Source organism: Bacillus cereus group sp. BfR-BA-01383 (assembly GCF_022663495.1).
Lineage (GTDB): Bacteria > Bacillota > Bacilli > Bacillales > Bacillaceae_G > Bacillus_A > Bacillus_A cereus_AU.
On sequence record NZ_JAKUFP010000008.1, the window covers coordinates 76,291 to 100,118 of the forward strand.

Genomic DNA, 23,828 nt, shown 5'->3' on the forward strand with positions numbered 1-23,828 from the left:
ATTAAGGGGCATGCTTTTTTCATTGGTGTGCTTTTCCCTCAGATACGTTTTGGGTAAGACGATACCAAAGCCAAAGATCGTTAATAATTGAAGCAAGATCAGCAATTTCAGAATTAAGCCTACAGGAAATTTCAAAATTCTCTTCGTTATTTAAACGATGTTGTTTTTGATTAATGTAATGTTCAAGTTCTTTTATACGATCGGGTATTTTTCCCCGAATTTGCTCCCATTTTAATAAAATAGCGTGCTGCGTTTTTTCAGAGATGTCTTCCCATTCTTCTTGTATGTTCGGCACTGCAATTCCTAGATGCTCATTGTATATAAAATACTTTTCCATAGACAGCCCTCCATTTTCCTGCCTCTATTTTACATAAAAAAAGAAAGAAGTTCGACGAAATTGTTTGAAAAAAAATATAAATTCCCCTTGATTCATTTTATGAAAGGTGTTAAAGTTTGAATTATTATAAGAAATAATGAATATTTATTCTTTAGGGGGATGCAAAAATGGAGAAGAAAAAAGTTGTATTAGCATATTCCGGAGGTCTTGATACTTCCGTTGCAATTAAATGGTTACAAGAGAAAAATTATGATATTATTGCGCTTTGTTTAGATTTAGGGGAAGGAAAAGACTTAGCGTTTGTAAAAGAAAAAGCACTTTCAGTAGGTGCGATTAAATCGTATATGGTGGATGTTCAAGAGGAATTCGCGAATGAATATGCATTGATGGCGATGCAAGCACACACATTATACGAAGGAAAATACCCTCTTGTCTCTGCGTTATCTCGTCCGCTGATTGCGAAAAAATTAGTAGAAATCGCAGAACAAGAAGGTGCGACTGCAGTTGCACACGGATGTACAGGAAAAGGAAATGACCAAGTTCGTTTTGAAGTTTCTATTCAAGCATTAAATCCTTACTTAGAAGTAATTGCGCCTGTACGTGAATGGAAGTGGTCACGTGAAGAAGAAATTGCATACGCAAAAGAAAACGATGTACCAATTCCAATTAATTTAGATAGCCCATTTTCAATCGATCAAAACTTATGGGGACGCAGCAACGAATGTGGCATTTTAGAAGATCCATGGGCAGCGCCGCCAGAAGATGCATATGAGATGACATTGGCATTAGAAGATACACCGAATAAACCAGAGTTTGTAGAAATTGGATTTGAAGCAGGCGTACCGACTACTTTAAATGGCACTGCATATCCACTTTCAGAATTAATTAAAACGTTAAATGCACTTGCTGGAAAACACGGCGTTGGACGTATCGATCATGTAGAAAATCGTCTTGTCGGTATTAAATCTCGTGAAGTATACGAATGTCCAGCAGCGATGACGTTAATTACAGCGCATAAAGAGCTGGAAGATTTAACACTTGTGAAAGAAGTAGCGCATTTTAAACCAATGATTGAGCAGAAAATAACAGAACTTATTTATAACGGCCTATGGTTCTCACCTTTAAAACAAGCGCTCAATGCTTTCTTACAAGAAACGCAAAAAAATGTAACAGGTACAGTGCGTGTGAAATTATTTAAAGGTCATGCAATTGTAGAAGGTCGTAAATCTGAGTACTCTTTATACGATGAGAAATTAGCAACATATACTGCTCAGGATGAATTTAATCATGATGCGGCAGTTGGATTCATTTCATTATTCGGTTTACCTACGAAAGTATACAGCCAAGTGAATCAAAAGAAGGTGGAAGCGTGAGCAAACTTTGGGGCGGACGTTTTACAGAAGAAGCGGAAGCATGGGTTGAAGAGTTTGGAGCATCCATCTCCTTCGATCAACAATTAGTAAATCAAGATATAACTGGGAGTATTGCACACGTAACGATGCTAGCAAAGCAAGGCATCGTTACGAAAGAAGAAGCAGAGAAAATAAAGATAGGGCTTCAATATTTACTAGAGGAAGCGAAAGAAAATAAATTGAGTTTCTCAGTCGAGGCTGAGGACATTCATTTAAATATTGAAAAGATGTTAATTGAAAAAATCGGTGAAGTAGGTGGGAAACTTCATACAGGCCGAAGCCGTAACGATCAAGTAGCGACTGATATGCACTTATATTTAAAAGAAAAAGTGCAAGATATTATAAAGGCTACAAAACAATTGCAAACTGTTCTTGTTCATCAAGCGGAAAATAACATTGAAACAATTATGCCTGGGTATACGCACTTGCAGCGTGCGCAGCCTATATCATTTGCACATCATATTCTTGCTTACTTTTGGATGTTAGAGCGCGATGTGAATCGTTATGAAGATTCATTAAAGCGTATTAACATCTCCCCATTAGGAGCAGGAGCGCTAGCTGGGACAACATTCCCGATTGACCGAGAATATAGTGCGGAGCTTCTTGGATTTAATGGAATCTATGAAAATAGTTTAGATGCGGTAAGCGATCGTGATTTTATACTGGAGTTTTTAAGTAACTCGTCTATGCTCATGATGCACTTATCACGCTTTTGCGAAGAACTTATTTTATGGAGTAGCCAAGAGTTTCAATTTATTGAAATGAGCGATCAATACGCAACAGGAAGCAGTATTATGCCGCAAAAGAAAAATCCGGATATGGCGGAACTCATCCGCGGTAAAACGGGCAGAGTATACGGTAACTTATTCAGTTTACTTACAGTAATGAAAGGATTACCGCTCGCTTACAATAAAGACTTGCAAGAAGATAAAGAAGGAATGTTTGATACAGTAAAAACAGTAGAAGGATGCCTGCATATTATGGCCGGCATGTTAGAGACGATGACTGTAAACAAAGAAAAAATGGGGCAAGCTGTAACGCAAGATTTCTCTAACGCAACAGAAATTGCTGACTATTTAGCAAACAAGGGACTGCCGTTCCGTCAAGCTCATGAAATTGTTGGGAAGTTAGTTCTACATTGCACACAAAAAGGAATTTATTTATTAGATGTACAACTTGAAACATATAAAGAAATGAGTTCGTTATTTGAAGAAGATTTATATGAAGTTCTTTCACCGTATGCGGCTGTAAAGCGCCGTAATAGTGCTGGCGGAACAGGGTTTGAACAAATCCAAAACGCTTTAGAGAAAGCGAAGGGGTTAGTTGGAGAGTTTGTTGGAAGTTAAATGATGTATGATATAGAAGGTAAGGTGCTTTTTTTTAAAGCACCTTACCTTTTTGTATTTAGACTTTTAGGTGCGTATCTATCATTTCATAATTATTTTGCATAATCATAAAATGATGCCTCTCATGTATCGCTAATAGCTGGATAGATTGAATCAGGTTAGGGTAGTGAGCAATGGGGTCTAAAAATACGATATGCCCTGCGATATTTTCTTCTATATTTTGAACTAGTTTTTTTATTTCACCTGTTTCACGTGAAAGTAATTCTTCTAATTCGTTTACATTCATAGAGTGATAGACTTTTTTTGAAGGGATTAAAATCCAAGGGGCTTTCATGCCTCTGCCGTGTTTTTCTTTATATTCGGCATAAATGTCATGTATGTCAGTTGCAAATGGGGCGTTTTTTCTTAGCTTGGCATAAGGGATAAGAGTGAAAGAGAATTTAATCGCTACTTTTAGCATCCTTGCAATTAAATATAAGTGATAAAAGTGTTCACCAATAGACCATTTTCCATCCTCTTTCCTATACCATAGTTGTTCTTGTGAAAGTGAATGAAGCTTAGGAAGGAACTGGTTTCTTTGTACATGTAATGTGTGAAAATGTTTTGAGATATTTTCAGATTTCATAGTAGGGTATCCTCCATACCTGTTTTTTCCTAATTATAACATTTTTCGTATAGATTTAATTAAGCCTAGAACAATATGTTCTAGGCTTAAAGTTTCATCGATTAATCATACTTATGTCGATCTTTCGTAATTCGAATATACTCAATATCCATCAAATCTCGAAGTAATGCACCATTACTTAGTTCCACACCATGTTTCTCTTTAAAATGTGTGCGAATCGTATCTAACATTTCGATCTCTTTCCCATTCACATCTAAAATAATACGTTCAGAATCATCCATGTAGCATCCTCCTTTTCTAAACACACATATTGTGTCCGTCTATTTCTAAAAAATGTATGTTAGTGTAATGTTAGGAAATGAGAAAGGAATGGAAGATGAGACGTATTGTTTTTCTTTAGTGATTGTTGCTGCTTGTCTTGTATTTATCGTGAAATATGTGAAATGAAAAACACCAAGCCCCTGGGGACTTGGTGTTTTATTTATGAATTAAAGATCACCTTGCTCCTCATCACCACGAACAACAAGGACATCGCATTTCGCATAGCGAATAATATGTTCAGAGACGCTACCAATTAGGAAACGCTCAACAGCATTTAAACCAGTTGCACCACACATAATTAAATCTACTTTATTGTTTGGAGCGATTTCTTTTGAAATTTTAGATTTAGGATTACCAAATTCTAATACAGTTTCAATTTTTTCAAGGCCAGCTTCAAGCGCAGTTTTTTTGTAGTCTTCTAATAAGTCTTCTGCAAATAGATTTGCGCGTTCAGCAATCGCGCGGCTATAAGCCTCTACTGCAGAGTACGCTTTTACATCAACGATATGAGCGATTGTTAATGTTGCATTGTTTCGTTTTGCAACTTGAATTGCTTTTTTAAACGCTTTTTCTGCTTCTTTAGAACCATCCACCGCAATTAAAATATTTGTATATGTATTATTCATAATAGATTCCTCCCAATCATTTTATAACTGTTTACAACTTAATTATAAAACAAATTTTGGTAATATGCTTGCTGAAAACGTTACAAAATTTCGAAAACTTTGTTTCAATTCATTTTAGTTGTAATTGGAGCAAGAACTTGTTACATATGAAGTATAGGAATTTAAAAGGAGGCATGTTTGTGAGACACGCGCTCATTACAGCCGGTACGAAAGGTTTAGGAAAGCAAGTAACAGAAAAGTTATTGGCTAAAGGATATTCAGTAACAGTAACATATCATAGCGATATAGCTGCTATGGAAACGATGAAAGAAACATATAAAAATGTGGAAGAACGTCTACAGTTCGTGCAAGCTGATGTCACGAAAAAGGAAGATTTACATAAAATAGTAGAAGAAGCGATGAGCCGTTTTGGCAAAATTGACTTTTTAATTAATAATGCTGGTCCATATGTATTTGAACGAAAAAAGTTAGTCGATTATGAAGAAGACGAATGGAATGAAATGATTCAGGGCAATTTAACAGCGGTATTTCATTTATTAAAACTTGTCGTTCCGGTTATGAGAAAACAGAACTTTGGCCGTATTATTAATTACGGATTCCAAGGGGCAGATAGTGCGCCGGGATGGATTTATCGCTCAGCTTTTGCGGCAGCGAAAGTAGGACTTGTTTCATTAACGAAAACAGTTGCTTACGAAGAAGCGGAATATGGTATTACTGCGAACATGGTATGTCCTGGTGATATTATTGGTGAAATGAAAGAGGCGACAATTCAAGAAGCGCGTCAGCAGAAAGAACATAAAACACCAATTGGTAGATCTGGAACAGGTGAAGATATCGCAAGAACCATTTCGTTTTTATGTGAGGACGATTCCGATATGATCACCGGTACAATTATTGAAGTAACCGGTGCAGTGGATGTTATTCATAGACATCGATAGAATTAAATAAAGTGAATTTTCTAATAATTGGACAGTTTATCCTTTATACTGAAAGGTGCGGATAATACTGTCCTTTAATGTAAGATTAAATCTATCGGAAAACTCGTCTTATTTTTTGTCAAATATTGAGATATTATGTTAAAATATAAGAGCGTAGAAAGCGCTTTAAAAAATGATTCAGGGGTCATTTCATAACTCAAGGGGGAACTAATAATGCGTATCGGTATTCCAACAGAAATTAAAAACAATGAAAACCGCGTGGCAATGACGCCAGCGGGAGCTGTACATTTAGTGCAAAATGGTCATGAAGTTTTTGTTCAAAAAGGAGCAGGTATAGGATCAGGCTTTACAGATGAAGAATACGTACAAGCTGGTGCGAAACTTGTTGAAACTGCTGAAGAAGCATGGAATCAAGATATGGTTATGAAGGTAAAAGAGCCAGTTGCAAGTGAATATGGTTATTTCCGTGAAGGTTTAATTTTATTCACATACTTACATTTAGCTCCAGAACCAGAATTAACGAAAGCATTAATTGATAACAAAGTCGCATCAATTGCATACGAAACAGTACAATTAGATAATCGTTCATTACCATTACTTGCGCCTATGAGTGAAGTTGCAGGTCGTATGGCTGCGCAAATCGGTGCACAATTCCTTGAGAAAAACAAAGGTGGTAAAGGTATCTTACTTGCAGGCGTCCCAGGGGTGAAACGCGGCAAAGTAACAATTATCGGCGGTGGTCAAGCTGGTACAAACGCAGCGAAGATTGCAGTAGGTTTAGGTGCAGATGTAACAATCATCGACTTAAGTGCAGAACGTCTTCGTCAATTAGATGACATTTTCGGTAACCAAGTAAAAACATTAATGTCTAATCCATACAACATTGCAGAAGCTGTAAAAGAATCTGACCTTGTAATTGGTGCAGTATTAATTCCAGGTGCAAAAGCACCAAAACTTGTAACTGAAGAAATGATTCAATCAATGGAACCAGGTTCTGTCGTTGTAGATATCGCGATTGACCAAGGTGGTATTTTCGAAACAACTGACCGTATTACAACTCATGACAACCCAACTTACGAAAAACACGGCGTTGTTCATTATGCAGTTGCTAATATGCCAGGTGCGGTTCCACGTACATCAACTCTTGCATTAACAAACGTAACAGTACCATATGCAGTACAAATTGCGAACAAAGGCTATAAAGATGCTTGCTTAGGCAACGCTGCATTATTAAAAGGTATTAACACATTAGATGGATATGTAACATTCGAAGCGGTTGCAGAAGCTCACGGCTTACAATACGCTGATGCAAAAGAGCTTCTTGAAAAAGCTCCTGCTTTATCATAATAGAAATACATGTAAGCCCCTCCTTTCGTAAGGAGGGGCTTTTTATTTGGATTAATTGTCTAGTTTCTTTACAATTTTCAATCCGAACATCATTGTAAAGAAAAGAATGCCGAACAAGTAATACAAGGCATATTCAACTCGTATCATCGAGTTTTTGTCAGTGAGATATAAAATAAATAGTATCGCAGAGCCGATTAAATGAGAGAGACCGAAAATTTGTGCCATAAGTTTTAAACTCATCTTCTCGATTCTTTCATCCATCTCAGGTAATGGATATTTCTCTGCATCGTTCTTTTTTTTCTTAAAGAATATTCGTTTCACTACTAATAGTATCAAGGCTAAGAGTATGTATACGCCAGCGAATAGAAGGACAGAACTAATTTTTTCTTCATCATTACTATTGAAATAAAGAAAAGTTGAACCTAACAATAAAATGGTAAGATGCGAAATGAACTCTTGATTAAAAGTATTTTTCATTCTTTTTCCTCCCCAGTTTTATCTAATTGAAATAAATCTTCTACTTTACAGTTGAAAAACTCACATAATTTCAATGCTAATTCTAAACTTGGGTTGTATTTATTCTTCTCGATAGCGATGAGGGATTGTCTAGTGATTTGAACAGAGGAAGCTAATTGTTCTTGGGTGATGTTTCTAACGACGCGGAATTGTTTCACCTTATTTTTAATCAAATATACAAGTTCTCCTTTTTGTAAATTTGTTACATTTATTTTATCCATTTTTAGGTAAAAAGTAAATAAAACTTTACAAAAAGTAAACAAAACTTTACGAGAAATATAGCTTGTTATGATGTGTTTTTTTGTGATAATTTGGAATTAAACGGAAAATGAAAGTCGAAAGAGGGGATTCGATGGGGAGCAAAAAGAGGAAGAAAAAGCAAGCTAAGAGACAAAAATATATAAAGAAAAATCAGGAGCAGAACATACCCATTTCAAAAAAAATAGTCCGTATTATAGAAAAAACATTTCGGTATATTTGTATGGTTCTGTATGTAATTTTGTGTGGTTATTCATTCGAGCTATTTTATAGTTTTGGGATAACCTCAAATATTATTGAGAGTATTTTAGGATTTATACTTGTCGCAATAGAATTAGTCTTATTCTTTATATTGTTTGATAAAATGTGGCCTAGTCATGAAAGCAGTAAAGATAGAAAAAGGAACAAAAAATCTTCATACGCTTCAAGCTCATCAAGTGGATTCGGTGACTACAGTAGCAACGATTGTAGCAGCTCAAGTGATGGTGGAGGAGATTGCGGAGGTGGCGGTGGAGACTAAATTAGTTTTTTTAGAAGAACGACTAATGAAAGGATGGGACGAAATATGGAAACTGTGAACTTAATAGAATTAACAAAGAATATTCAAGATCAACATAAAAACTTCGTCGTTTCAAATATAAATAATCATTGCTTACGAATTGCTGTATTTACTGGTGAATATGATTGGCACTATCATTCTAATTCCGACGAATTATTCATTGTATTAGAGGGAGAATTACTTATCGATTTTCAAGATGGGGAGACAGCAATTTTAAAACCGAACGATTCAATTCTAATTCCGGCATGCACAATTCATAGAACGAGAGCATTAAAGAGAACGGTAAATCTTTGTTTTGAAAATATAGAAGCTGATACGATCATAGTGGAGCAATTATGAAAAAAATCTCTGTAGCCGAGTATAGAAAAGTTCTTCCGATTTTAGAAGGAAATATAAGAACAACGACTTTTGCTTATGCGGTATGTGATCAAATGATAGATGGTGAGGTTTTTGCAAACGAGCAAGTAACAGCAGGACTAATCATTACAGCTAACGGTATTTATTATTTGTTTGGTGATATGCATGACCGAAGTTATAACGAAGATTTATTTTTTTATATAAAAACAGCTATTGAAAAAACAGAGAAACGATTTACATTATTCACTTCTAGTGAAGAGTGGGAAATGATAATTGAAGAACGTTTTAGCAATGTGCTTCGGAAAATCCCGCGAATGAAATTTCAAAGAGTAATCTTTGAAGAGAGAAGCCGAGATTGTAACAAAAATACATATGAAGTTAAACGTATTAATGGAAGAGAGATAGAACGAAGTAATGAATTTACAGAGGATTATTATAAAGAGTATTGGGGATCAAATGAAGCGTTTTTGGATAATGGATTTGGATTTTGTATAGAACAAAATGGGATGATTGTAGCGGAATGTGTTTCGATATTTAGTGGGAATGGATTTGCTGAAATTGATATTGTGACGCATGAAGCGCATAAAGGGAAAGGGTTAGCCCAAGCGGTAGCAACACGGTTCATTGAGTATTGCATGCAAAATGATATTACACCGTGCTGGGATTGTAATGCAGACAATATTCCTTCGCAAAAATTAGCTAGCAAATTAAGTTTTCATAATCCAATAGAATATAGTTTATTTGTGCGCAAGAGAACGGGGGAATAAAAATGAATGTAGAATTATCGCGATTTAAAGTGAAGCCTGGTAAAAGTCATCGAGTAGATGAATGGATGCAGCTTCTTAATGACAATATGAAAGAAGTACTTTTGACATTAAACGACGAAAAGATGTATGTAGAGACAATTTTCCGGGAAATAAGAGATGGAGAAGAGTACTTATATTGGTATTCTGTGCAAGGAGAAGGCGGGGCTCTTGTCGAAAATTCTCATTATGAAATTGATAAAAAGCATTTAGCGTTTTGGTATGAATGTATTGATGAGGAAGCACCGTCTGTTGATATGAAAACAGAAGTTGTTATGATTCAAGATGTTGTGAAGGAAGCGATGAAATAATAGAATAGTATTTTTGAGAGAAGCACATCAAATTGGATGTGCTTTTTATTATGAAAATTTTTTTAGAAAAGCTGTATACATTTTACGCCCTCAAACGTTGAGTATATAGGAAGGAGAGCAGAATGAGTCATGATACGTTTGAAACATTATTAATAGAAAAATCAAAAGCTGTGTTTGGATACTTAATTAAGATTGGAGCAGATAGAAAAGAAGCGGAAGATATTGTGCAAGATACGTTATATAAAGCTTTATTACTTATGGAGGAAATACCGTTAGAGCATTTAACACCGTGGCTCTTTAGAGTTGCGATCAATCAGCACCGAGATTTATACCGAAAAGAAAAAAGACTAAATCCAATCGCAATTGAATCTGTCGTTCTTATTGGCCAAAAGACATTAGATGAAGTGCTTTTAACAAGTGAACTACAAGGAGAGGTACAAGAAATATTGGAGACGATGACGGAGGATTATCGTCATATTTTACTGTTGAAATATGAATATGAACCATCTTATAAGGAAATTGCCATTTTATTAAGTATGAAAGAAGAAACAGTGAAAACAAGTTTGTACCGTGCAAGAAATCAATTTAAAAAATTGTATAGGGGGAGAAATGATGAGTCGGAAGGACTTTGATTTGAATATGGATGATAAGCAGATGAAAGCTTTGATGAAGAAAGCGAAGCGGAAGCAATTTTGGAGAAATCTCGTAATTTCAGTAGTTGTGACACTAGTACTTATTATAGGAAGTATAAGTCTATTAATTTATTTTAACGAGAAGAGTAAGCGAGAAATGGATCAGAGAGTATATTTACAACAAAGTGTTCAAGGGCCTAATATTATTTTTAATTCACATACAAAATTAAGCGTGGGAATAGCTAGTGGTACAATGATGTACAGTTCATATAAAAATATTCAAGGACAACCGGTTAAGTGGATTGATGAAATTTATGAATACTCTATTTGGGGTTACAATCAACAGAATTATAATGGAAATACTATATTAGATGAAGAGAATCAGAATGAAAAATCTGAATTTGCACCGATGCAAGATTATAATAGACAGACAATGCAAAGGGAAATGCGGTTTTACTTACCTTTTGTAAAGTATTTAAACTATGTTAATGATTTAGAGAGAATTAGTGAATTGCAGAATAAAGTTGCAGAGGTGGCACTATCCTTTGATCAGGCATATACAGCGGATGAAGTAGTAAAAATGCTTCCTGAAGGAATACGACCTGTATGGTTATGGGTAGATACATATGATGAAAAGAAAGCAGAGACATATACAGGATTAGCAGATCCTGAAACCGGAGCGGTATTAAATGCAGAGTTATCAATGAATATTTTTGGATTTGAGGGTAGTTATGCTGATAAGAAGGAAGACGAGTACAAAGATATTGAAGGAAACTCAATGAGGTTTATTGGTGCTATGAAATCTTTAAGTGAAAATAAAGGGGGATATCAAGAATATTTTAGAACAAACTATAATGAGGTGAAGAACTTCAAACCAAAAGACCTACCAATATACGGTGTAGTCGTAACAGGAAAAACAGAGGATTTACAAAGTTTACAAGGAGCACCATATATTAAGGCTGCTGTTAGAGGTGTAACAGTTGAGAAATATTGACCACAACAAACTAATTCGAATAATCAGAAAACTTATGTTATAATATGGGAAAAGGAGGCTTATATGAGGCAAATACATGGAGCGATATATATTTACATAACATTGTTTTTCGTAGGAGCGTCTTATGGATTGGGGCATGTGTATTCGCATCCTATATTAACCTTTTTGAGTGGAGCATGTATGGCGTTTGCGATTCTTGTCCACCTTTTCTCAGTTTGGATTGTGAAATTTCAATTGAATATTAGTGAGATAGAAGAAGGCACTTTTTAAGGGGCCTTCTTTTTTAATAATATTGGGGCAGCTCTTATAGTAATGTTTCAATTTCGCACTCGGTTTCTTTACATATAGACATTGAGAAGAAATAAATGCTTTTGAATGGAGGGATATTATGAAGAGAGCATTATTCTTTTTTATTAGTATTTTCTTTTTAGGAAGTTGTTCGAGCTCATATGTTACTTTTTCTGGCGAAAGCAAAAATTGGACGGGACAATATAAAGGCCATATTAAGGATGACAGTGAAGATGGAATGTTTACATTTCAATATAAGGGCGGGGATGGGAATACAGAATTTAAAAATTTTGAGATTAATATTAATGAAGCGTTTTGTACAATGACAACAACGTCAGAAAGTCATAAGGGAGCAAGGATTGAAATGAAGTCTTCCTGTGTAAGTGGTGCATCCCTATCTAAAGATGAACCGATAGAAGTTGTGATTAAATGGGATGATAATTATGAAGAGAAGATAGTTTTAAAGCGGAAATAGTATAGAGTAAGGAGCTAAAAATGAATAGGAACATGAAAATTTCTATGTATATGTTTTTAAGTATACTTCTAATCATATTATCAGCGTGCACTACAAAAATAGTAGAGCAAGTAGCGGTAAAACAAGGTCCTAAAGAAGGGTATATCATAATAAGAAATGATACGGTATTTTTTGTCGGGGATAAAATGTTTGAAACAAAAGTAGAGTTGCAAAATTATATGGAGCAACAAATGAATAAAGAGTATCCATCACATACAGTCTTGAACTTTAAGGATAAAAGCGCATATAAACTGTTGAAAACAGGGGATAAAATAAAAGTATGGTCTTCTCAAATACTTGAAAGCGATCCAGCAAAAATGATTGTAGAGAAATTTGAAATAGTAGAGCAATAGAAAAAGGTAGCGACCACGCTACCTTTTTTATTATTTCACAAATTGTAATTCTTTCGGGAATTTCGTTAAAATTTCTGATCCGTCTTTTGTGATGTAAATATCATCTTCAATACGAACGCCACCTACGTTTGGTACGTAAATACCTGGTTCGATTGTGAAGACCATACCTTCTTTTAATAGAGAATCGTTGCCTTCTTTTACATCTGGATATTCGTGTACGCTAATTCCAAGTCCGTGACCAAGGCGGTGTGGGAAGAAATCTCCGTAGCCTGCATCTGCGATGACAGAGCGAGCAGCTGTGTCGATTGCACCAAGTGTAACGCCTGGTTTACATGCTTCAACTGCTTGTAATTGTCCAGCAAGTACAGTGTTGTAAATGCGAGTTTGTTCTTCAGAAAGTTCACCGAATGCTACTGTACGTGTAATGTCAGAGCAATAACCTTCAATGATTACACCTAAATCAAATAGTACGAAATCGCCGCGTTTCATTTTGTTTGCGCCTGGAATACCGTGTGGAAGAGCAGAGTTTGCACCTGCTAATACCATCGTATCAAATGACATTTTATGGATGCCTTTTGTTTTTAATTCATGCTCAATAATTGCTAATACTTCTAGCTCGCTGCGATTTTCTTTAATTGCATTTACACCAACTTCAACAGCATAGTCTGCCATTTTAGCTGCTTCACGTAAAATAGAAAGTTCTTTTTCGTCTTTAATTAAGCGTAGTTCGCGAACTTTCTCTTCAGCTGATTTGAAAGCTGCATTTGGGAATAATTTTGTTAATTCTTCGTAACGTTCTACGTTTAAATGTTCTTTTTCAATTGCAACTGCATTTGCATTGATACCGCGGTCTTTAATTGCTTTTGCAATCATATCCCATGGTCTGTCAGTATCAGTAAATCCGATGATTTCATGTGCCCATCCAGCGTTACGCGCTTGACCTTCTTCCATTTTAGGACAAATTAAAATAGGTTCTTTTTCTTGGAATACAAACATACCAAGTAGTCTTTCATGTGGTTCACAGTGGAAGTTCGTCATGTAGAAAACGTTTGGTGTAGAAGTTAGGAACGCAGCTTCTACGTTTTTTTCTTTTAGCCATTGCATTAAATTTTCTAATCTAGCATTCATCGATTGGCCCCCCCGAGATATTTAATTACAAATATAACTTTACATCGGATGAAAGCGTTATGACAAGTAAATAGATGTTAGAAAAGACAGGGAATTAAGAAATCATGTAGAATACAAAGTGTGAATGTGAATAGGGGAGGAATATAATAATGAAAGTATCTTATCACGGGCATTCAGTTGTAAAGATTGAAACGAATGGAAAGGTTATTTTAATTGACCCATTTTTAACAGGGAATCCGAAAACAGATTTAAAGGCTGAAGATGTAAAAGTAGATGCGATTCTTTTATCGCATGGACATGGTGATCATGTGGGAGATACAGTAGCACTTGCGAAGAAAAATAATGCGGTTGTTGTAGCACCATTTGAATTAGCTACATTTTTAAGTTGGCAAGGTGTGAATACACATCCGATGCATATTGGGGGTTCACATGAATTTGATTTTGGAAAAGTGAAATTTACCCAGGCATTCCACGGCTCTAGTTATATTGATGAAGAAAATAAGACGATTACATATACAGGTATGCCAGCTGGTATTTTGTTTACAGCAGAAGAGAAAACTATATATCATGCGGGAGATACTGCACTGTTCTCTGATATGAAGTTAATTGGAGAACTGAATGATATTGATGTAGCATTTCTACCAATTGGTGATAATTTCACAATGGGACCAGAAGACGCTGTTTTAGCTGCAAAATGGGTTGGTGCAAAAACAGTCGTACCGATGCATTACAATACGTTCCCAGTTATTGAACAAGACCCATATCAATTTGTTGAAAATCTACAAAATTGTACGGGGAAAGTATTAGACGCTGGAGAAAGTATTACACTATAAAAAAGAAACCCTTCATTTGAAAAGACAAGTGAAGGGCTTTTTACGTATGCAGTACAGCTTTTAAAGTTTGCACTTGTTTTGGTGATTCTTTTCCTTTTGTACGTGGCTGTTCAGGTGTTTCATTCAATTCCATCGCAACTTTTTTCCCGTCTACGAAAGCTAAAAACACAGCACCTATTACCTCTAAAAATTTTTTCATCATGTATTCGCTCCTTTGTCTCATATCTTGTCTTAATTGTATAGGGAATCGAGTGGACTAACTATCGAACGAGATGACAATAGCATTACATTGTTGTAATAGAGTGACTTGTGGAATGTAAGGATTATTTTGTTATAAAAAAAATAGTACAGATATAGAAAGAGAGAGTGTAACAGTTTTGGAAATATAGTATACTGAAAATACAACACATGAAGAATTTAGGGAAAAGAAAGTATGGTGAAACCATTTGGCTACCAAACATAATCAAATTTTAGAACATATTAATAGCCTGCCGGTAGGGCATAAAATTTCTGTAAGGCAAATTGCGAAAGATTTGAGTGTAAGTGAAGGGACAGCTTACCGTGCAATTAAAGATGCAGAAAATAAAGGGTATGTTAGTACAATTGAACGTGTCGGAACAATTCGAATTGAACAAAAGAAGAAAGAAAATATCGAAAAACTGACATATGCAGAAGTCGTTAACATTGTCGATGGTCAAGTACTTGGGGGCAGAGAAGGACTACATAAAACATTAAATAAATTCGTAATCGGAGCTATGAAATTAGAAGCGATGATGCGCTATACAGAAGCAGGGAATTTACTTATTATCGGTAATCGTACGAATGCACATCAATTAGCGCTAGAAGCTGGTGCAGCGGTGTTAATTACGGGCGGATTTGATACGGAAGATCATGTGAAGAAATTAGCAGACGAATTAAAGCTTCCAATTATTTCGAGTAGTTATGATACATTTACGGTCGCAACGTTAATTAACCGTGCAATTTATGATCAACTTATTAAGAAAGAAATCGTACTCGTTGAAGATATTTTAACACCAATTGAAGAGACGTTATATTTAAAGCCAGATGACACGGTGCTGCAATGGCATGCGTATAACGAGGAGACAATGCATGGACGTTATCCAATTGTTGATGAAAATAAAAAGGTATTAGGTATCGTAACTTCTAAAGATATGATTGGTGTCGTAAAAGAAACGCCAATTGATAAAGTCATGACAAAACATCCGATTACAGTGAACGGTAAAATGTCTGTCGCAGCTGCGGCACGTATGATGGTATGGGAAGGCATTGAATTACTTCCTGTTGTTGATGAAGGAAATAAACTGCAAGGAATTATTAGCCGTCAAGATGTACTGCAAGCGCTGCAAATGATTCAGCGTCAACCACAAGTTGGTGAAACGATCGATGATATTGTAACGAATCAATTTATGACGCCGAAAGAAGCGAAAAATGAGCATCTATATCAATTTTCAGTGACGCCACAGATGACGAATTCAATCGGAACGTTATCATACGGTGTATTTGCAACAATTGTGACGGAAGCAACGACTCGCGTCATTCGTGCGCAAAAGAAGAGCGATTTAATTGTTGAAAACTTAACAATTTACTTCGTAAAACCGGTTCAAATTGATAATGTTGTATCCGTTCATCCGAAAGTATTAGAAATTGGACGTAAATTTGGTAAGGTTGATGTAGAAGTGCATCATGAAGGTAATGTTGTTGGAAAAGCATTACTTATGGTGCAGTTAATCGATAAATAAAAGATAGAACAAATCGTTTTGATTTGTTCTATCTTTTTTGTTAGTTTAAGTTTGGAAATCATTATTAAAGATGTGAGTTTTAGCGGAATATGTATAAGGTGGAGTGGGGAAAATTAGTGGGAAGGCAACGTAAAAAAGACAGAATATTAATTCATCTCGAATGTGTACTATGTTATAATTATATTGTAAGAAAATGGATTTCGGGAAGGTGGTATGCAATATGTCATCAGAAGTGCTCTTTTTTGGTGGTGTCGCACTATTTTATTTTCTTGTGATGATACCTATTCAATATCTATACATACAAGGATTAAATGAAAAAAAGAAACGGACAGGATTATCTCAGCGAGAACTATATGAAAAAATGTCTTTTGAAGAAGAACAATTACATTTTCATGTGCAAGGCAACCCATTTAATATACCTTCTGCGTTTGTTGCATATATGATTTTGAAAGTTAGAGGAAGGAAAAAAGCATCACAATGTTGATGCTTTTTTACGTTGCTTCAGAAGCCTCTGCTTCTTTAACTGCTAATGGTAAGAAATGTTTATATTGGCGAAATCCATTAAATGCACTTGCACTACCAAATACAACGAATAAAACACCAACGATAATACGGGCAGTTGAAAGTTCTAAAAAGAATTGGTTTACCCCGAAGAACAAGACGAATGAACCGAGTGCCATTGCAGATTTTCCAGAGAGCCAACCTTTCTCCATCGGGCGGTTTGTACGAAAGAATTTTGTTTTGTAGAAGAGGTACAACATAAATGAGACGATAATACAGAAGACTAATACTGGCATAATGCACACTCCCATCGATTTGTGAAAAATAATAGTGGAGAAAAAAGAAATATCTAAACTTTCTAACTTTTATTATAAAGCAATTGTTCGCATGTATGAAATACTTTCCGTTATAATGGAGGATAAAGTGAAGAAGTTGAATAAAAAGGAGATTATACATATGCATGAGCAAATTTTAGGAGCAATTAAAGAATTTAATACAATTGTTATTCATCGTCATGTGCGTCCAGATCCAGATGCGTTAGGTTCTCAGTGTGGTCTTGGTACAATTTTGCAAGAATCGTTTCCAGAGAAAAACATTTATATGGTTGGGTACAACGAGCCTTCGTTATCGTTTTTACGAGTAATGGATGATATTGAAGATAGTGTATATGAAGATGCACTTGTTATCGTTTGTGATACTGCGAACCAAGAGCGTGTTTGTGATCAGCGCTATACAAAAGGGAAGATGTTAATTAAAATTGATCATCATCCGAATGAAGATCCGTACGGAGATATTACGTGGGTAGATACGACAGCGAGCTCTACAAGTGAAATGATTTATGAGTTTTACACGTATGGAAAAGATAAAGGATTAAAGATAACAACAGAATCGGCCCGCCTTATTTTAGCGGGAATTGTCGGTGATACAGGCCGTTTCTTATTCCCGAATACAACAGCGAAAACACTTCGTTACGTAAGTGAGCTTGTTGACATGGACGTGAAATTCACAGATTTATACAATGAAATGTATAAGACGAAAGAAAAAATTGCTCGTTTAAACGGCTATATTTTACAAAACTTTACGATGGTAGAAGAAGGAGCAGCTTACATTAAATTAACGAAAGAAGTATTAGAAGAATTTGATGTACTTCCTTCTGAAGCATCTGGTGTTGTTGGAGCGCTTGGTAATATTGATGGATTAAAGGCGTGGGTTCTATTTTTAGAGGAAGATGATGTGATTCGTGTTCGCCTTCGTTCAAAAGGACCAGTTATAAATAAACTAGCGATGCAATATAACGGCGGAGGACATCCGATGGCTTCTGGTGCAAAAGCATCTTCTTGGGAAGAAGCGGATCGTCTGTTTGCTGATTTACGTGAGATTTGTAAATAAGAGATTATATGTTAAAACGAAAAGAAGGAGCGGCGCTAAAGCCCTCCTTCTTTATTTTTCTTTCTCTATAGCAATGCTAATTTCAAGCACAGTATCAAAAGATATTGTATCGACTTTAAAACGATATATACGATCGTAATGTTTGTACGATTTATTTTCGATTGCTTTTTTGAGAAGGTCTTTGTTTTTTGCGATACTTTGAATGTTTTTCGTTAAAAGATGTTGAAGATCATTATGGATAGAAGTGGTCATATTTTCGAGTGTAAGGTTGTCTAAATCGTATTTTTCTCGATTTATAATTTTTATTTTAATCTCTTGGATGGTTAAGAGTCGTTTGTTTTCTGTGTTCAATTTCTCTTGATCTTCGAGAAGGACGTGGAGTTTTGCTTCTTGCTTTTCTATAATTTCTCGTTGTTCTGCTATTTTACTAGCTTGTTCTTGTTGAAAAACACCGTATATGTACAAAAAAACAAACCAGCTCAACACGCCTCCAACAGCGGCGCCAGCTAAAACTAAATACCATCTTTTAGCTGTATTGGCACTTGGTACTCTCATACATGTTCCTGCGTTAGCCATTTAATAATAATAAGACCAGTTTGCATACCACCAGTTGCGAAAAAAATAAGGAGAATTTGTTTTACGATATCTTTCATATCTCCGCCAAAGAAACTTCTTTCAAAGCTATAAAACGTATCAAACGTTCCGCCAATTGCTGCAACGAGTGCCCAAATTCTTAAATTTTGAGCAAATTGATTAATATAAGTTAGAGCTGGTTTTCCGATAAGAAATGCACCAAACCCGCCAATTAATGAACCGCCAAGTATAACCCCAAAGGCAATAAAATAACTAATAATAAGCAGAGAGAAAAAAGTATGTTCTCTTACATCCATCGTCATTCCCCTTTCTTCTTCATATATATGGACAAAGTATAAGAAGTATGTTTTGATTTCCGCTTTCCTCTTCACCTATAATAAAAGTAGTCAAATAGGTAAAGAGAGGGTACAACAGTGAAGTTTGTGCATTTACAATGTCAAACCGTTTTTAGTTTATTAAAAAGTGCTTGTAAAATTGATGAGCTTGTAGTCAGGGCGAAAGAGCTTGGTTTTTCCTCGCTGGCTATTACGGATGAAAATGTTATGTATGGCGTTATTCCGTTTTATAAAGCATGTAAGAAAAATGGTATACAGCCTATTATCGGCTTAACAGCTTCTATTTTTAGTGAAGAAGAAGAAAGGTCTTATCCGCTTGTCTTACTTGCTGAAAATGAAATAGGCTATCAAAATTTATTAAAGATTTCTAGTAGTATTATGACGAAATCGAAAGAAGGTATTCCGAAGAAGTGGCTGGCGCATTATGCGAAAGGGCTAATTGCAATTTCACCAGGGAAAGACGGGGAAATTGAACAGTTATTATTAGAAGACAAAGAGAGTCAGGCTGAAGAAGTAGCTCGCACATATCAAAATATGTTCGGCGATTTTTATATAAGTTTGCAGCATCATGCGATTCAAGATGAGCTGCTTTTACAAGAGAAGCTACCTGAATTTATTAATAAAGTAAACATTCCAGTCGTTGCAACAAATGATGTACGTTACATCAATCAAAGTGATGCACTTGTTCATGAATGCTTATTATCTGTTGAAAGTGGAACGAAAATGACGGATCCAGATAGGCCGAGAATGAAAACGGATCAATATTATTTAAAGTCATCAGATGAAATGGGAGCACTATTTTCTCAAGCAGAAGAAGCCATTTATAACACAGCAAAAATCGCAGAACGTTGTAATGTAGAAATACCGTTTCATGTAAATCAATTACCGAAATTTCCTGTTCCATCTAGCGAAACGAATGATACGTATTTGCGCCGTGTTTGTGAAGAAGGTATGCGTAAACGATATGGTACGCCGAAAGAAGTGCATATAGCGCGTTTGAATCATGAATTAAATGTCATTTCTAGCATGGGATTTAGTGATTATTTCCTTATCGTATGGGACTTTATGAAGTATGCGCATGAAAATCATATTTTAACAGGACCAGGCCGTGGGTCGGCTGCTGGTTCACTCGTTTCTTATGTATTAGAAATTACAGATATTGATCCGATTGAATACGATTTATTATTTGAAAGATTTTTAAATCCCGAACGTGTGACACTTCCAGATATTGATATCGATTTTCCAGATATAAGACGTGATGAGATGATTCGATATGTGAAAGATAAATATGGTCAGCTGCGTGTTGCGCAAATTGTAACGTTTGGTACGCTTGCGGCGAAAGCAGCAATTAGAGACATTGCACGTGTAATGGGGCTGCCGCCGAGAGATATTGATATATTTTCAAAACTTATCCCATCAAAGCTTGGTATAACGTTAAAAGATGCTTATGAAGAATCACAATCGCTTCGTGAGTTTATTCAAGGAAATCTTTTGCATGAACGTGTATTTGAGATTGCAAAGCGTGTAGAAGGCTTACCGCGTCATACGTCTATTCATGCAGCTGGCGTTATTATGAGTCAAGAACCATTAACGGGGAGTATAGCAATTCAAGAAGGGCATAACGATGTTTATGTTACACAATATCCAGCTGATGCATTAGAAGAACTCGGGTTGCTCAAGATGGACTTTTTAGGATTACGTAATTTAACGTTACTTGAAAATATTATAAAGTTTATCGTGAAAAAAACGGGGGTACAAATTGATATAAGAAAGTTACCTCTTCAAGACGAAAAGACGTTTCAATTGTTAGGGAGAGGGGATACAACAGGTGTATTCCAGCTTGAATCAGGTGGTATGCGAAATGTACTTCGCGGATTAAAACCGAATGAATTTGAAGACATTGTTGCTGTTAACTCGCTATATAGACCAGGACCGATGGAACAAATCCCCACCTTTATTGAATCGAAGCACGGAAAAAGAAAAATTGAATATTTACATCCGGATTTAAAGCCGATTTTAGAAAGAACATACGGTGTAATTGTATACCAAGAACAAATTATGCAAATTGCCTCGAAGTTAGCTGGATTTTCGCTCGGAGAAGCAGATCTATTGCGCCGTGCAGTGAGTAAAAAGAATCGTGATATTTTAGATCAAGAACGTAAGCATTTTGTGCAAGGTTGTTTGAAAAACGGTTATGAAGAGACATCTGCAAATAAAATTTATGACTTAATTGTAAGATTTGCAAATTACGGTTTTAACCGAAGTCATGCTGTAGCTTACAGTATGATTGGATATCAACTCGCCTATTTAAAAGCGAATTATACGCTGGAATTTATGACGGCATTACTATCAAGTGCAATTGGAAATGAAGATAAGATTGTGCAGTATATACGAGAAACGAAGCGGAAAGGTTTTCACGTTTTGCCACCGTCTCTTCAAAGAAGTGGTTACAACTTCCAAATAGAAGGAAATGCAATACGTTACAGTTTACTTTCAATTCGAAATATCGGAATGGCTACAGTGACGGCATTATTAGAAGAACGCGAGAAAAAAATGTTCGAAGATTTATTTGAATTTTGTCTTCGTATGCCATCAAAGTTTGTAACAGAGCGAAATTTAGAGGCGTTCGTCTGGTCGGGATGTTTTGATGATTTTGGTATTTCGAGAACAAATTTATGGAAAAGTCTTAAAGGAGCGTTAGAGTACGCCAATCTTGCACGTGATTTAGGAGATGCTGTTCCAAAATCAAAATACGTACAAGGAGAAGAGCTATCTTTTATTGAACAATTAAATAAAGAAAAAGAAGCACTGGGCTTTTATTTATCAAGTTATCCGACAGCGCAGTATGTGAAGTTAGCAAAAGAATTAGAAATTCCATCACTCGCTCAGGCGATGCGACATAAGAAAAAAGTACAAAGAGCTATCGTGTATATAACAAGTGTGAGAGTGATTCGTACGAAAAAGTTGCAAAAGATGGCGTTTATTACATTCTGTGATCAAAATGATGAGATGGAAGGTGTTATGTTTCCGGAAACGTATATCCATTTTGCAAATAGGTTACAAGAAGGAGCAATTGTTTTAGTCGATGGTACGATTGAGCTAAGAAACCATAAGCTGCAATGGATTGTAAACGGACTATATCCATTAGAAGAAATGGATGTTTACGAAGAAAAGAAAGACGCATCCGTTTACGTGAAATTGCCGTCTCAGTATGAGAAAAAGCTTTTAAATCAGGTTACAAAATTATTGTTTGACTATTCAGGTTTTGCGAAAGTACTAATTTATTATGAAAAGGAACATAAAATGGTACAATTATCTCGAAGTTTATCGATTCATCCAGGTGAAGAATGTTTAGGAGCACTTCGTGAAATTGTCGGGGAAGAAAATGTGGTTGTGAAAATATAATGGACAATTTCCCTACACTTCGATTATTATAGTAGTAGTGTTCGTGGTCAGACCACTTGGAGAAATTGATATCAGCAAGAATAATTTGAGGAGAGTGGATAGTTTGTCAACACTTCGTGAAGAAGCACTTCACATGCATAAAGTGCATCAAGGAAAATTAGAAACTGTGTCAAAAGTAAAAGTAGAAAATGCAAAAGATTTAAGTCTTGCATATTCTCCAGGGGTTGCAGAGCCTTGTAAAGAAATTTATGACGATAAAAGTAAGGTATATGAATATACAATGAAGGGAAATATGGTAGCAGTTGTGACAGATGGAACAGCTGTACTTGGTCTTGGTAACATTGGACCTGAAGCATCTCTTCCAGTAATGGAAGGTAAAGCTGTATTATTCAAGAGCTTTGCTGGTGTAGATGCATTCCCGATTGCCTTAAATACAAACGATGTAGATAAAATTGTTGAAACTGTAAAATTAATGGAGCCAACTTTTGGCGGCGTTAACTTAGAAGATATCGCAGCACCAAACTGCTTCATTATTGAAGAACGTTTGAAAAAAGAAACAAACATTCCTATCTTCCATGATGATCAACACGGAACAGCTATCGTAACAGTAGCAGGGCTTGTGAACGCATTGAAATTAGTTGGAAAGAAAATGTCTGACATTAAAGTTGTCGCAAATGGCGCAGGTGCAGCAGGTATTGCAATTATTAAACTTTTATATCGCTATGGTGTACGTGACGTTATTATGTGTGACCGTAAAGGTGCGATCTACGAAGGTCGTCCTGCAGGTATGAATCCGGTGAAGGATGAAGTTGCAAAATATACTAATAAGAATCGTATTGAAGGTTCTTTAGCTGATGTTGTACAAGGTGCGGACGTATTTATTGGTGTATCTGCAGAAGGTGCATTAACAGAAGAGATGGTTCGTACAATGAATGACAATGCAATTATTTTTGCAATGGCGAATCCGGTTCCAGAAATTATGCCAGAATTGGCAAAAGCAGCGGGCGCAGCTGTTGTTGGAACAGGTCGTTCTGACTTCCCGAACCAAGTAAATAATGTACTAGCGTTCCCTGGTATTTTCCGCGGAGCACTTGACGTACATGCGACACAAATTAACGAAGAAATGAAGATGGCAGCTGTACAGGCTATTGCAGAGCTTGTAGCAGAAGATGAGTTAAATGCAGACTATATCATTCCAGCACCGTTTGACGCGCGTGTAGCGCCTCAAGTAGCGGCTTATGTTGCGAAAGCTGCAATGGAGACAGGAGTAGCTCGCCGTCAAGTAGATCCAAACGAGATCGCTGAGAAAACAAAACAATTAGCGCTGATTGGTAAAGAATAAGCGA

The 23,828-nt window shown here is 35.9% G+C and carries 30 protein-coding genes; 19 read left to right on the forward strand and 11 right to left on the reverse strand.

Annotated features, from left to right (window positions below; all coding sequences use genetic code 11):
• Positions 1-19: 19 nt before the first annotated feature.
• Positions 20-337: a radical SAM protein gene (locus tag MR065_RS10610; protein WP_097905726.1), complete on the reverse strand. Its 318-nt coding sequence runs from the start codon at positions 335-337 to the stop codon at positions 20-22.
• 167 nt (positions 338-504) lie between these two features.
• Between MR065_RS10610 and MR065_RS10615 the strand changes: the two genes are divergently transcribed.
• Both MR065_RS10615 and argH read left to right on the forward strand, forming a co-directional pair.
• Positions 505-1,710: an argininosuccinate synthase gene (locus tag MR065_RS10615; protein WP_097905727.1), complete on the forward strand. Its 1,206-nt coding sequence runs from the start codon at positions 505-507 to the stop codon at positions 1,708-1,710.
• A complete protein-coding gene (gene argH, locus MR065_RS10620; RefSeq protein WP_242213613.1) occupies positions 1,707-3,095 on the forward strand; it encodes an argininosuccinate lyase in 1,389 nt (462 codons plus the stop codon). The genes MR065_RS10615 and argH overlap by 4 nt, the downstream gene beginning before the upstream one ends.
• Positions 3,096-3,153: 58 nt before the next feature.
• On the opposite strand, the gene MR065_RS10625 is transcribed toward argH, so the two are convergent.
• The 3 genes from MR065_RS10625 to MR065_RS10635 form a co-directional block, all read right to left on the reverse strand.
• Complete coding sequence (locus MR065_RS10625) at positions 3,154-3,720, reverse strand: DinB family protein (RefSeq protein ID WP_242213615.1); 567 nt, start codon at positions 3,718-3,720, stop codon at positions 3,154-3,156.
• Positions 3,721-3,821: 101 nt separating this feature from the next.
• Positions 3,822-4,001: a ProA domain protein gene (locus MR065_RS10630; RefSeq protein WP_141436518.1), complete on the reverse strand. Its 180-nt coding sequence runs from the start codon at positions 3,999-4,001 to the stop codon at positions 3,822-3,824.
• Positions 4,002-4,208: 207 nt separating this feature from the next.
• Positions 4,209-4,667: a universal stress protein gene (locus tag MR065_RS10635; RefSeq protein WP_001066674.1), complete on the reverse strand. Its 459-nt coding sequence runs from the start codon at positions 4,665-4,667 to the stop codon at positions 4,209-4,211.
• 146 nt (positions 4,668-4,813) lie between these two features.
• On the opposite strand from MR065_RS10635, the gene MR065_RS10640 reads away from it, so the two are divergent.
• Together MR065_RS10640 and ald are read left to right on the forward strand one after the other, a co-directional pair.
• Positions 4,814-5,605, forward strand: a complete 792-nt coding sequence (locus MR065_RS10640; protein ID WP_097905792.1) for an SDR family oxidoreductase — start codon at positions 4,814-4,816, stop codon at positions 5,603-5,605.
• 213 nt (positions 5,606-5,818) lie between these two features.
• Positions 5,819-6,952, forward strand: coding sequence for an alanine dehydrogenase (gene ald, locus MR065_RS10645; RefSeq protein ID WP_098253185.1), 1,134 nt, complete (start codon positions 5,819-5,821; stop codon positions 6,950-6,952).
• A 51-nt stretch (positions 6,953-7,003) separates the two neighbouring features.
• Here the strand turns inward: ald and MR065_RS10650 are convergent, their stop codons facing one another.
• Together MR065_RS10650 and MR065_RS10655 are read right to left on the reverse strand one after the other, a co-directional pair.
• Positions 7,004-7,429, reverse strand: coding sequence for a hypothetical protein (locus MR065_RS10650; RefSeq protein WP_098990570.1), 426 nt, complete (start codon positions 7,427-7,429; stop codon positions 7,004-7,006).
• On the reverse strand, positions 7,426-7,689 hold the full coding sequence (locus MR065_RS10655; RefSeq protein WP_242213616.1) for a helix-turn-helix transcriptional regulator: 264 nt from the start codon (positions 7,687-7,689) through the stop codon (positions 7,426-7,428). The genes MR065_RS10650 and MR065_RS10655 overlap by 4 nt, the downstream gene beginning before the upstream one ends.
• Positions 7,690-7,820: 131 nt before the next feature.
• Here MR065_RS10655 and MR065_RS10660 point away from each other — a divergent pair, with 131 nt between their 5' ends.
• From MR065_RS10660 to MR065_RS10700, 9 genes are all read left to right on the forward strand, one after another.
• Positions 7,821-8,246, forward strand: a complete 426-nt coding sequence (locus tag MR065_RS10660) for a hypothetical protein (protein ID WP_242213617.1) — start codon at positions 7,821-7,823, stop codon at positions 8,244-8,246.
• Between the two features lie 45 nt (positions 8,247-8,291).
• Positions 8,292-8,624, forward strand: coding sequence for a cupin domain-containing protein (locus MR065_RS10665; protein WP_242213619.1), 333 nt, complete (start codon positions 8,292-8,294; stop codon positions 8,622-8,624).
• Entirely contained in the window at positions 8,621-9,409 is a 789-nt protein-coding gene (locus MR065_RS10670; protein WP_242213620.1) for a GNAT family N-acetyltransferase, read from the forward strand. The genes MR065_RS10665 and MR065_RS10670 overlap by 4 nt, the downstream gene beginning before the upstream one ends.
• A gap of 2 nt (positions 9,410-9,411) precedes the next feature.
• Positions 9,412-9,756, forward strand: coding sequence for a DUF6176 family protein (locus tag MR065_RS10675; protein WP_242213621.1), 345 nt, complete (start codon positions 9,412-9,414; stop codon positions 9,754-9,756).
• Between the two features lie 122 nt (positions 9,757-9,878).
• Positions 9,879-10,388, forward strand: a complete 510-nt coding sequence (locus MR065_RS10680; protein WP_242213623.1) for an RNA polymerase sigma factor — start codon at positions 9,879-9,881, stop codon at positions 10,386-10,388.
• Positions 10,369-11,382, forward strand: a complete 1,014-nt coding sequence (locus MR065_RS10685) for an anti-sigma factor (protein WP_242213625.1) — start codon at positions 10,369-10,371, stop codon at positions 11,380-11,382. The genes MR065_RS10680 and MR065_RS10685 overlap by 20 nt, the downstream gene beginning before the upstream one ends.
• A 63-nt stretch (positions 11,383-11,445) precedes the next feature.
• Entirely contained in the window at positions 11,446-11,652 is a 207-nt protein-coding gene (locus tag MR065_RS10690; RefSeq protein WP_071748301.1) for a hypothetical protein, read from the forward strand.
• A gap of 118 nt (positions 11,653-11,770) precedes the next feature.
• Positions 11,771-12,145: a hypothetical protein gene (locus MR065_RS10695; RefSeq protein ID WP_242213626.1), complete on the forward strand. Its 375-nt coding sequence runs from the start codon at positions 11,771-11,773 to the stop codon at positions 12,143-12,145.
• Positions 12,146-12,165: 20 nt separating this feature from the next.
• Positions 12,166-12,537 (forward strand): DUF3221 domain-containing protein, encoded by a 372-nt coding sequence (locus tag MR065_RS10700; protein WP_242213627.1) that lies wholly within the window; start codon positions 12,166-12,168, stop codon positions 12,535-12,537.
• Between the two features lie 30 nt (positions 12,538-12,567).
• Here the strand turns inward: MR065_RS10700 and pepQ are convergent, their stop codons facing one another.
• Positions 12,568-13,665, reverse strand: coding sequence for a Xaa-Pro dipeptidase (pepQ, locus tag MR065_RS10705; protein ID WP_097905739.1), 1,098 nt, complete (start codon positions 13,663-13,665; stop codon positions 12,568-12,570).
• Between the two features lie 149 nt (positions 13,666-13,814).
• Here pepQ and MR065_RS10710 point away from each other — a divergent pair, with 149 nt between their 5' ends.
• A complete protein-coding gene (locus tag MR065_RS10710) occupies positions 13,815-14,498 on the forward strand; it encodes a metal-dependent hydrolase (RefSeq protein WP_242213629.1) in 684 nt (227 codons plus the stop codon).
• A gap of 40 nt (positions 14,499-14,538) precedes the next feature.
• Here the strand turns inward: MR065_RS10710 and MR065_RS10715 are convergent, their stop codons facing one another.
• Positions 14,539-14,700, reverse strand: a complete 162-nt coding sequence (locus MR065_RS10715; protein WP_242213631.1) for a hypothetical protein — start codon at positions 14,698-14,700, stop codon at positions 14,539-14,541.
• A 244-nt stretch (positions 14,701-14,944) separates the two neighbouring features.
• Between MR065_RS10715 and MR065_RS10720 the strand changes: the two genes are divergently transcribed.
• Both MR065_RS10720 and MR065_RS10725 read left to right on the forward strand, forming a co-directional pair.
• The gene (locus MR065_RS10720; protein WP_242213632.1) at positions 14,945-16,258 is read left to right on the forward strand and encodes a CBS domain-containing protein; all 1,314 of its coding nucleotides are present in this window, start codon (positions 14,945-14,947) and stop codon (positions 16,256-16,258) included.
• A 220-nt stretch (positions 16,259-16,478) separates the two neighbouring features.
• Positions 16,479-16,742 (forward strand): DUF3949 domain-containing protein, encoded by a 264-nt coding sequence (locus tag MR065_RS10725; protein ID WP_140417365.1) that lies wholly within the window; start codon positions 16,479-16,481, stop codon positions 16,740-16,742.
• A 7-nt stretch (positions 16,743-16,749) separates the two neighbouring features.
• Here the strand turns inward: MR065_RS10725 and MR065_RS10730 are convergent, their stop codons facing one another.
• On the reverse strand, positions 16,750-17,055 hold the full coding sequence (locus MR065_RS10730) for a YtpI family protein (RefSeq protein WP_097905744.1): 306 nt from the start codon (positions 17,053-17,055) through the stop codon (positions 16,750-16,752).
• A 160-nt stretch (positions 17,056-17,215) separates the two neighbouring features.
• Between MR065_RS10730 and MR065_RS10735 the strand changes: the two genes are divergently transcribed.
• The gene (locus tag MR065_RS10735; RefSeq protein ID WP_097905745.1) at positions 17,216-18,148 is read left to right on the forward strand and encodes a DHH family phosphoesterase; all 933 of its coding nucleotides are present in this window, start codon (positions 17,216-17,218) and stop codon (positions 18,146-18,148) included.
• Between the two features lie 51 nt (positions 18,149-18,199).
• Here MR065_RS10735 and ytrI read toward each other — a convergent pair whose 3' ends face one another.
• The gene (ytrI, locus tag MR065_RS10740; RefSeq protein WP_097905746.1) at positions 18,200-18,703 is read right to left on the reverse strand and encodes a sporulation membrane protein YtrI; all 504 of its coding nucleotides are present in this window, start codon (positions 18,701-18,703) and stop codon (positions 18,200-18,202) included.
• Entirely contained in the window at positions 18,700-19,113 is a 414-nt protein-coding gene (locus MR065_RS10745; RefSeq protein ID WP_002019462.1) for a YtrH family sporulation protein, read from the reverse strand. Before MR065_RS10745 ends, ytrI begins: the two co-directional genes overlap by 4 nt.
• 42 nt (positions 19,114-19,155) lie before the next feature.
• Here MR065_RS10745 and dnaE point away from each other — a divergent pair, with 42 nt between their 5' ends.
• Both dnaE and ystJ read left to right on the forward strand, forming a co-directional pair.
• The gene (dnaE, locus tag MR065_RS10750) at positions 19,156-22,482 is read left to right on the forward strand and encodes a DNA polymerase III subunit alpha (RefSeq protein ID WP_242213633.1); all 3,327 of its coding nucleotides are present in this window, start codon (positions 19,156-19,158) and stop codon (positions 22,480-22,482) included.
• Between the two features lie 133 nt (positions 22,483-22,615).
• The gene (ystJ, locus tag MR065_RS10755) at positions 22,616-23,824 is read left to right on the forward strand and encodes an NADP-dependent malic enzyme (RefSeq protein WP_170956692.1); all 1,209 of its coding nucleotides are present in this window, start codon (positions 22,616-22,618) and stop codon (positions 23,822-23,824) included.
• Positions 23,825-23,828: the final 4 nt, after the last annotated feature.

Bases quoted from the DNA above. Each gene is read 5' to 3' on its own strand.
- MR065_RS10660 (WP_242213617.1), top strand. From the start codon at position 7,821: ATGGGGAGCAAAAAGAGGAAGAAAAAGCAAGCTAAGAGACAAAAATAT.
- MR065_RS10680 (WP_242213623.1), top strand. From the start codon at position 9,879: ATGAGTCATGATACGTTTGAAACATTATTAATAGAAAAATCAAAAGCT.
- MR065_RS10610 (WP_097905726.1), bottom strand. From the start codon at position 337: ATGGAAAAGTATTTTATATACAATGAGCATCTAGGAATTGCAGTGCCG.
- MR065_RS10625 (WP_242213615.1), bottom strand. From the start codon at position 3,720: ATGAAATCTGAAAATATCTCAAAACATTTTCACACATTACATGTACAA.
- MR065_RS10735 (WP_097905745.1), top strand. From the start codon at position 17,216: ATGCATGAGCAAATTTTAGGAGCAATTAAAGAATTTAATACAATTGTT.
- MR065_RS10730 (WP_097905744.1), bottom strand. From the start codon at position 17,055: ATGCCAGTATTAGTCTTCTGTATTATCGTCTCATTTATGTTGTACCTC.
- MR065_RS10690 (WP_071748301.1), top strand. From the start codon at position 11,446: ATGAGGCAAATACATGGAGCGATATATATTTACATAACATTGTTTTTC.
- MR065_RS10635 (WP_001066674.1), bottom strand. From the start codon at position 4,667: ATGAATAATACATATACAAATATTTTAATTGCGGTGGATGGTTCTAAA.
- MR065_RS10615 (WP_097905727.1), top strand. From the start codon at position 505: ATGGAGAAGAAAAAAGTTGTATTAGCATATTCCGGAGGTCTTGATACT.
- ystJ (WP_170956692.1), top strand. From the start codon at position 22,616: ATGCATAAAGTGCATCAAGGAAAATTAGAAACTGTGTCAAAAGTAAAA.
- MR065_RS10710 (WP_242213629.1), top strand. From the start codon at position 13,815: ATGAAAGTATCTTATCACGGGCATTCAGTTGTAAAGATTGAAACGAAT.
- MR065_RS10650 (WP_098990570.1), bottom strand. From the start codon at position 7,429: ATGAAAAATACTTTTAATCAAGAGTTCATTTCGCATCTTACCATTTTA.
- MR065_RS10670 (WP_242213620.1), top strand. From the start codon at position 8,621: ATGAAAAAAATCTCTGTAGCCGAGTATAGAAAAGTTCTTCCGATTTTA.
- MR065_RS10725 (WP_140417365.1), top strand. From the start codon at position 16,479: ATGTCATCAGAAGTGCTCTTTTTTGGTGGTGTCGCACTATTTTATTTT.
- ytrI (WP_097905746.1), bottom strand. From the start codon at position 18,703: ATGAGAGTACCAAGTGCCAATACAGCTAAAAGATGGTATTTAGTTTTA.
- MR065_RS10685 (WP_242213625.1), top strand. From the start codon at position 10,369: ATGAGTCGGAAGGACTTTGATTTGAATATGGATGATAAGCAGATGAAA.
- ald (WP_098253185.1), top strand. From the start codon at position 5,819: ATGCGTATCGGTATTCCAACAGAAATTAAAAACAATGAAAACCGCGTG.
- MR065_RS10715 (WP_242213631.1), bottom strand. From the start codon at position 14,700: ATGATGAAAAAATTTTTAGAGGTAATAGGTGCTGTGTTTTTAGCTTTC.
- MR065_RS10675 (WP_242213621.1), top strand. From the start codon at position 9,412: ATGAATGTAGAATTATCGCGATTTAAAGTGAAGCCTGGTAAAAGTCAT.
- MR065_RS10695 (WP_242213626.1), top strand. From the start codon at position 11,771: ATGAAGAGAGCATTATTCTTTTTTATTAGTATTTTCTTTTTAGGAAGT.
- pepQ (WP_097905739.1), bottom strand. From the start codon at position 13,665: ATGAATGCTAGATTAGAAAATTTAATGCAATGGCTAAAAGAAAAAAAC.
- MR065_RS10630 (WP_141436518.1), bottom strand. From the start codon at position 4,001: ATGGATGATTCTGAACGTATTATTTTAGATGTGAATGGGAAAGAGATC.
- MR065_RS10665 (WP_242213619.1), top strand. From the start codon at position 8,292: ATGGAAACTGTGAACTTAATAGAATTAACAAAGAATATTCAAGATCAA.
- MR065_RS10655 (WP_242213616.1), bottom strand. From the start codon at position 7,689: ATGGATAAAATAAATGTAACAAATTTACAAAAAGGAGAACTTGTATAT.
- MR065_RS10700 (WP_242213627.1), top strand. From the start codon at position 12,166: ATGAATAGGAACATGAAAATTTCTATGTATATGTTTTTAAGTATACTT.
- MR065_RS10640 (WP_097905792.1), top strand. From the start codon at position 4,814: ATGAAGTATAGGAATTTAAAAGGAGGCATGTTTGTGAGACACGCGCTC.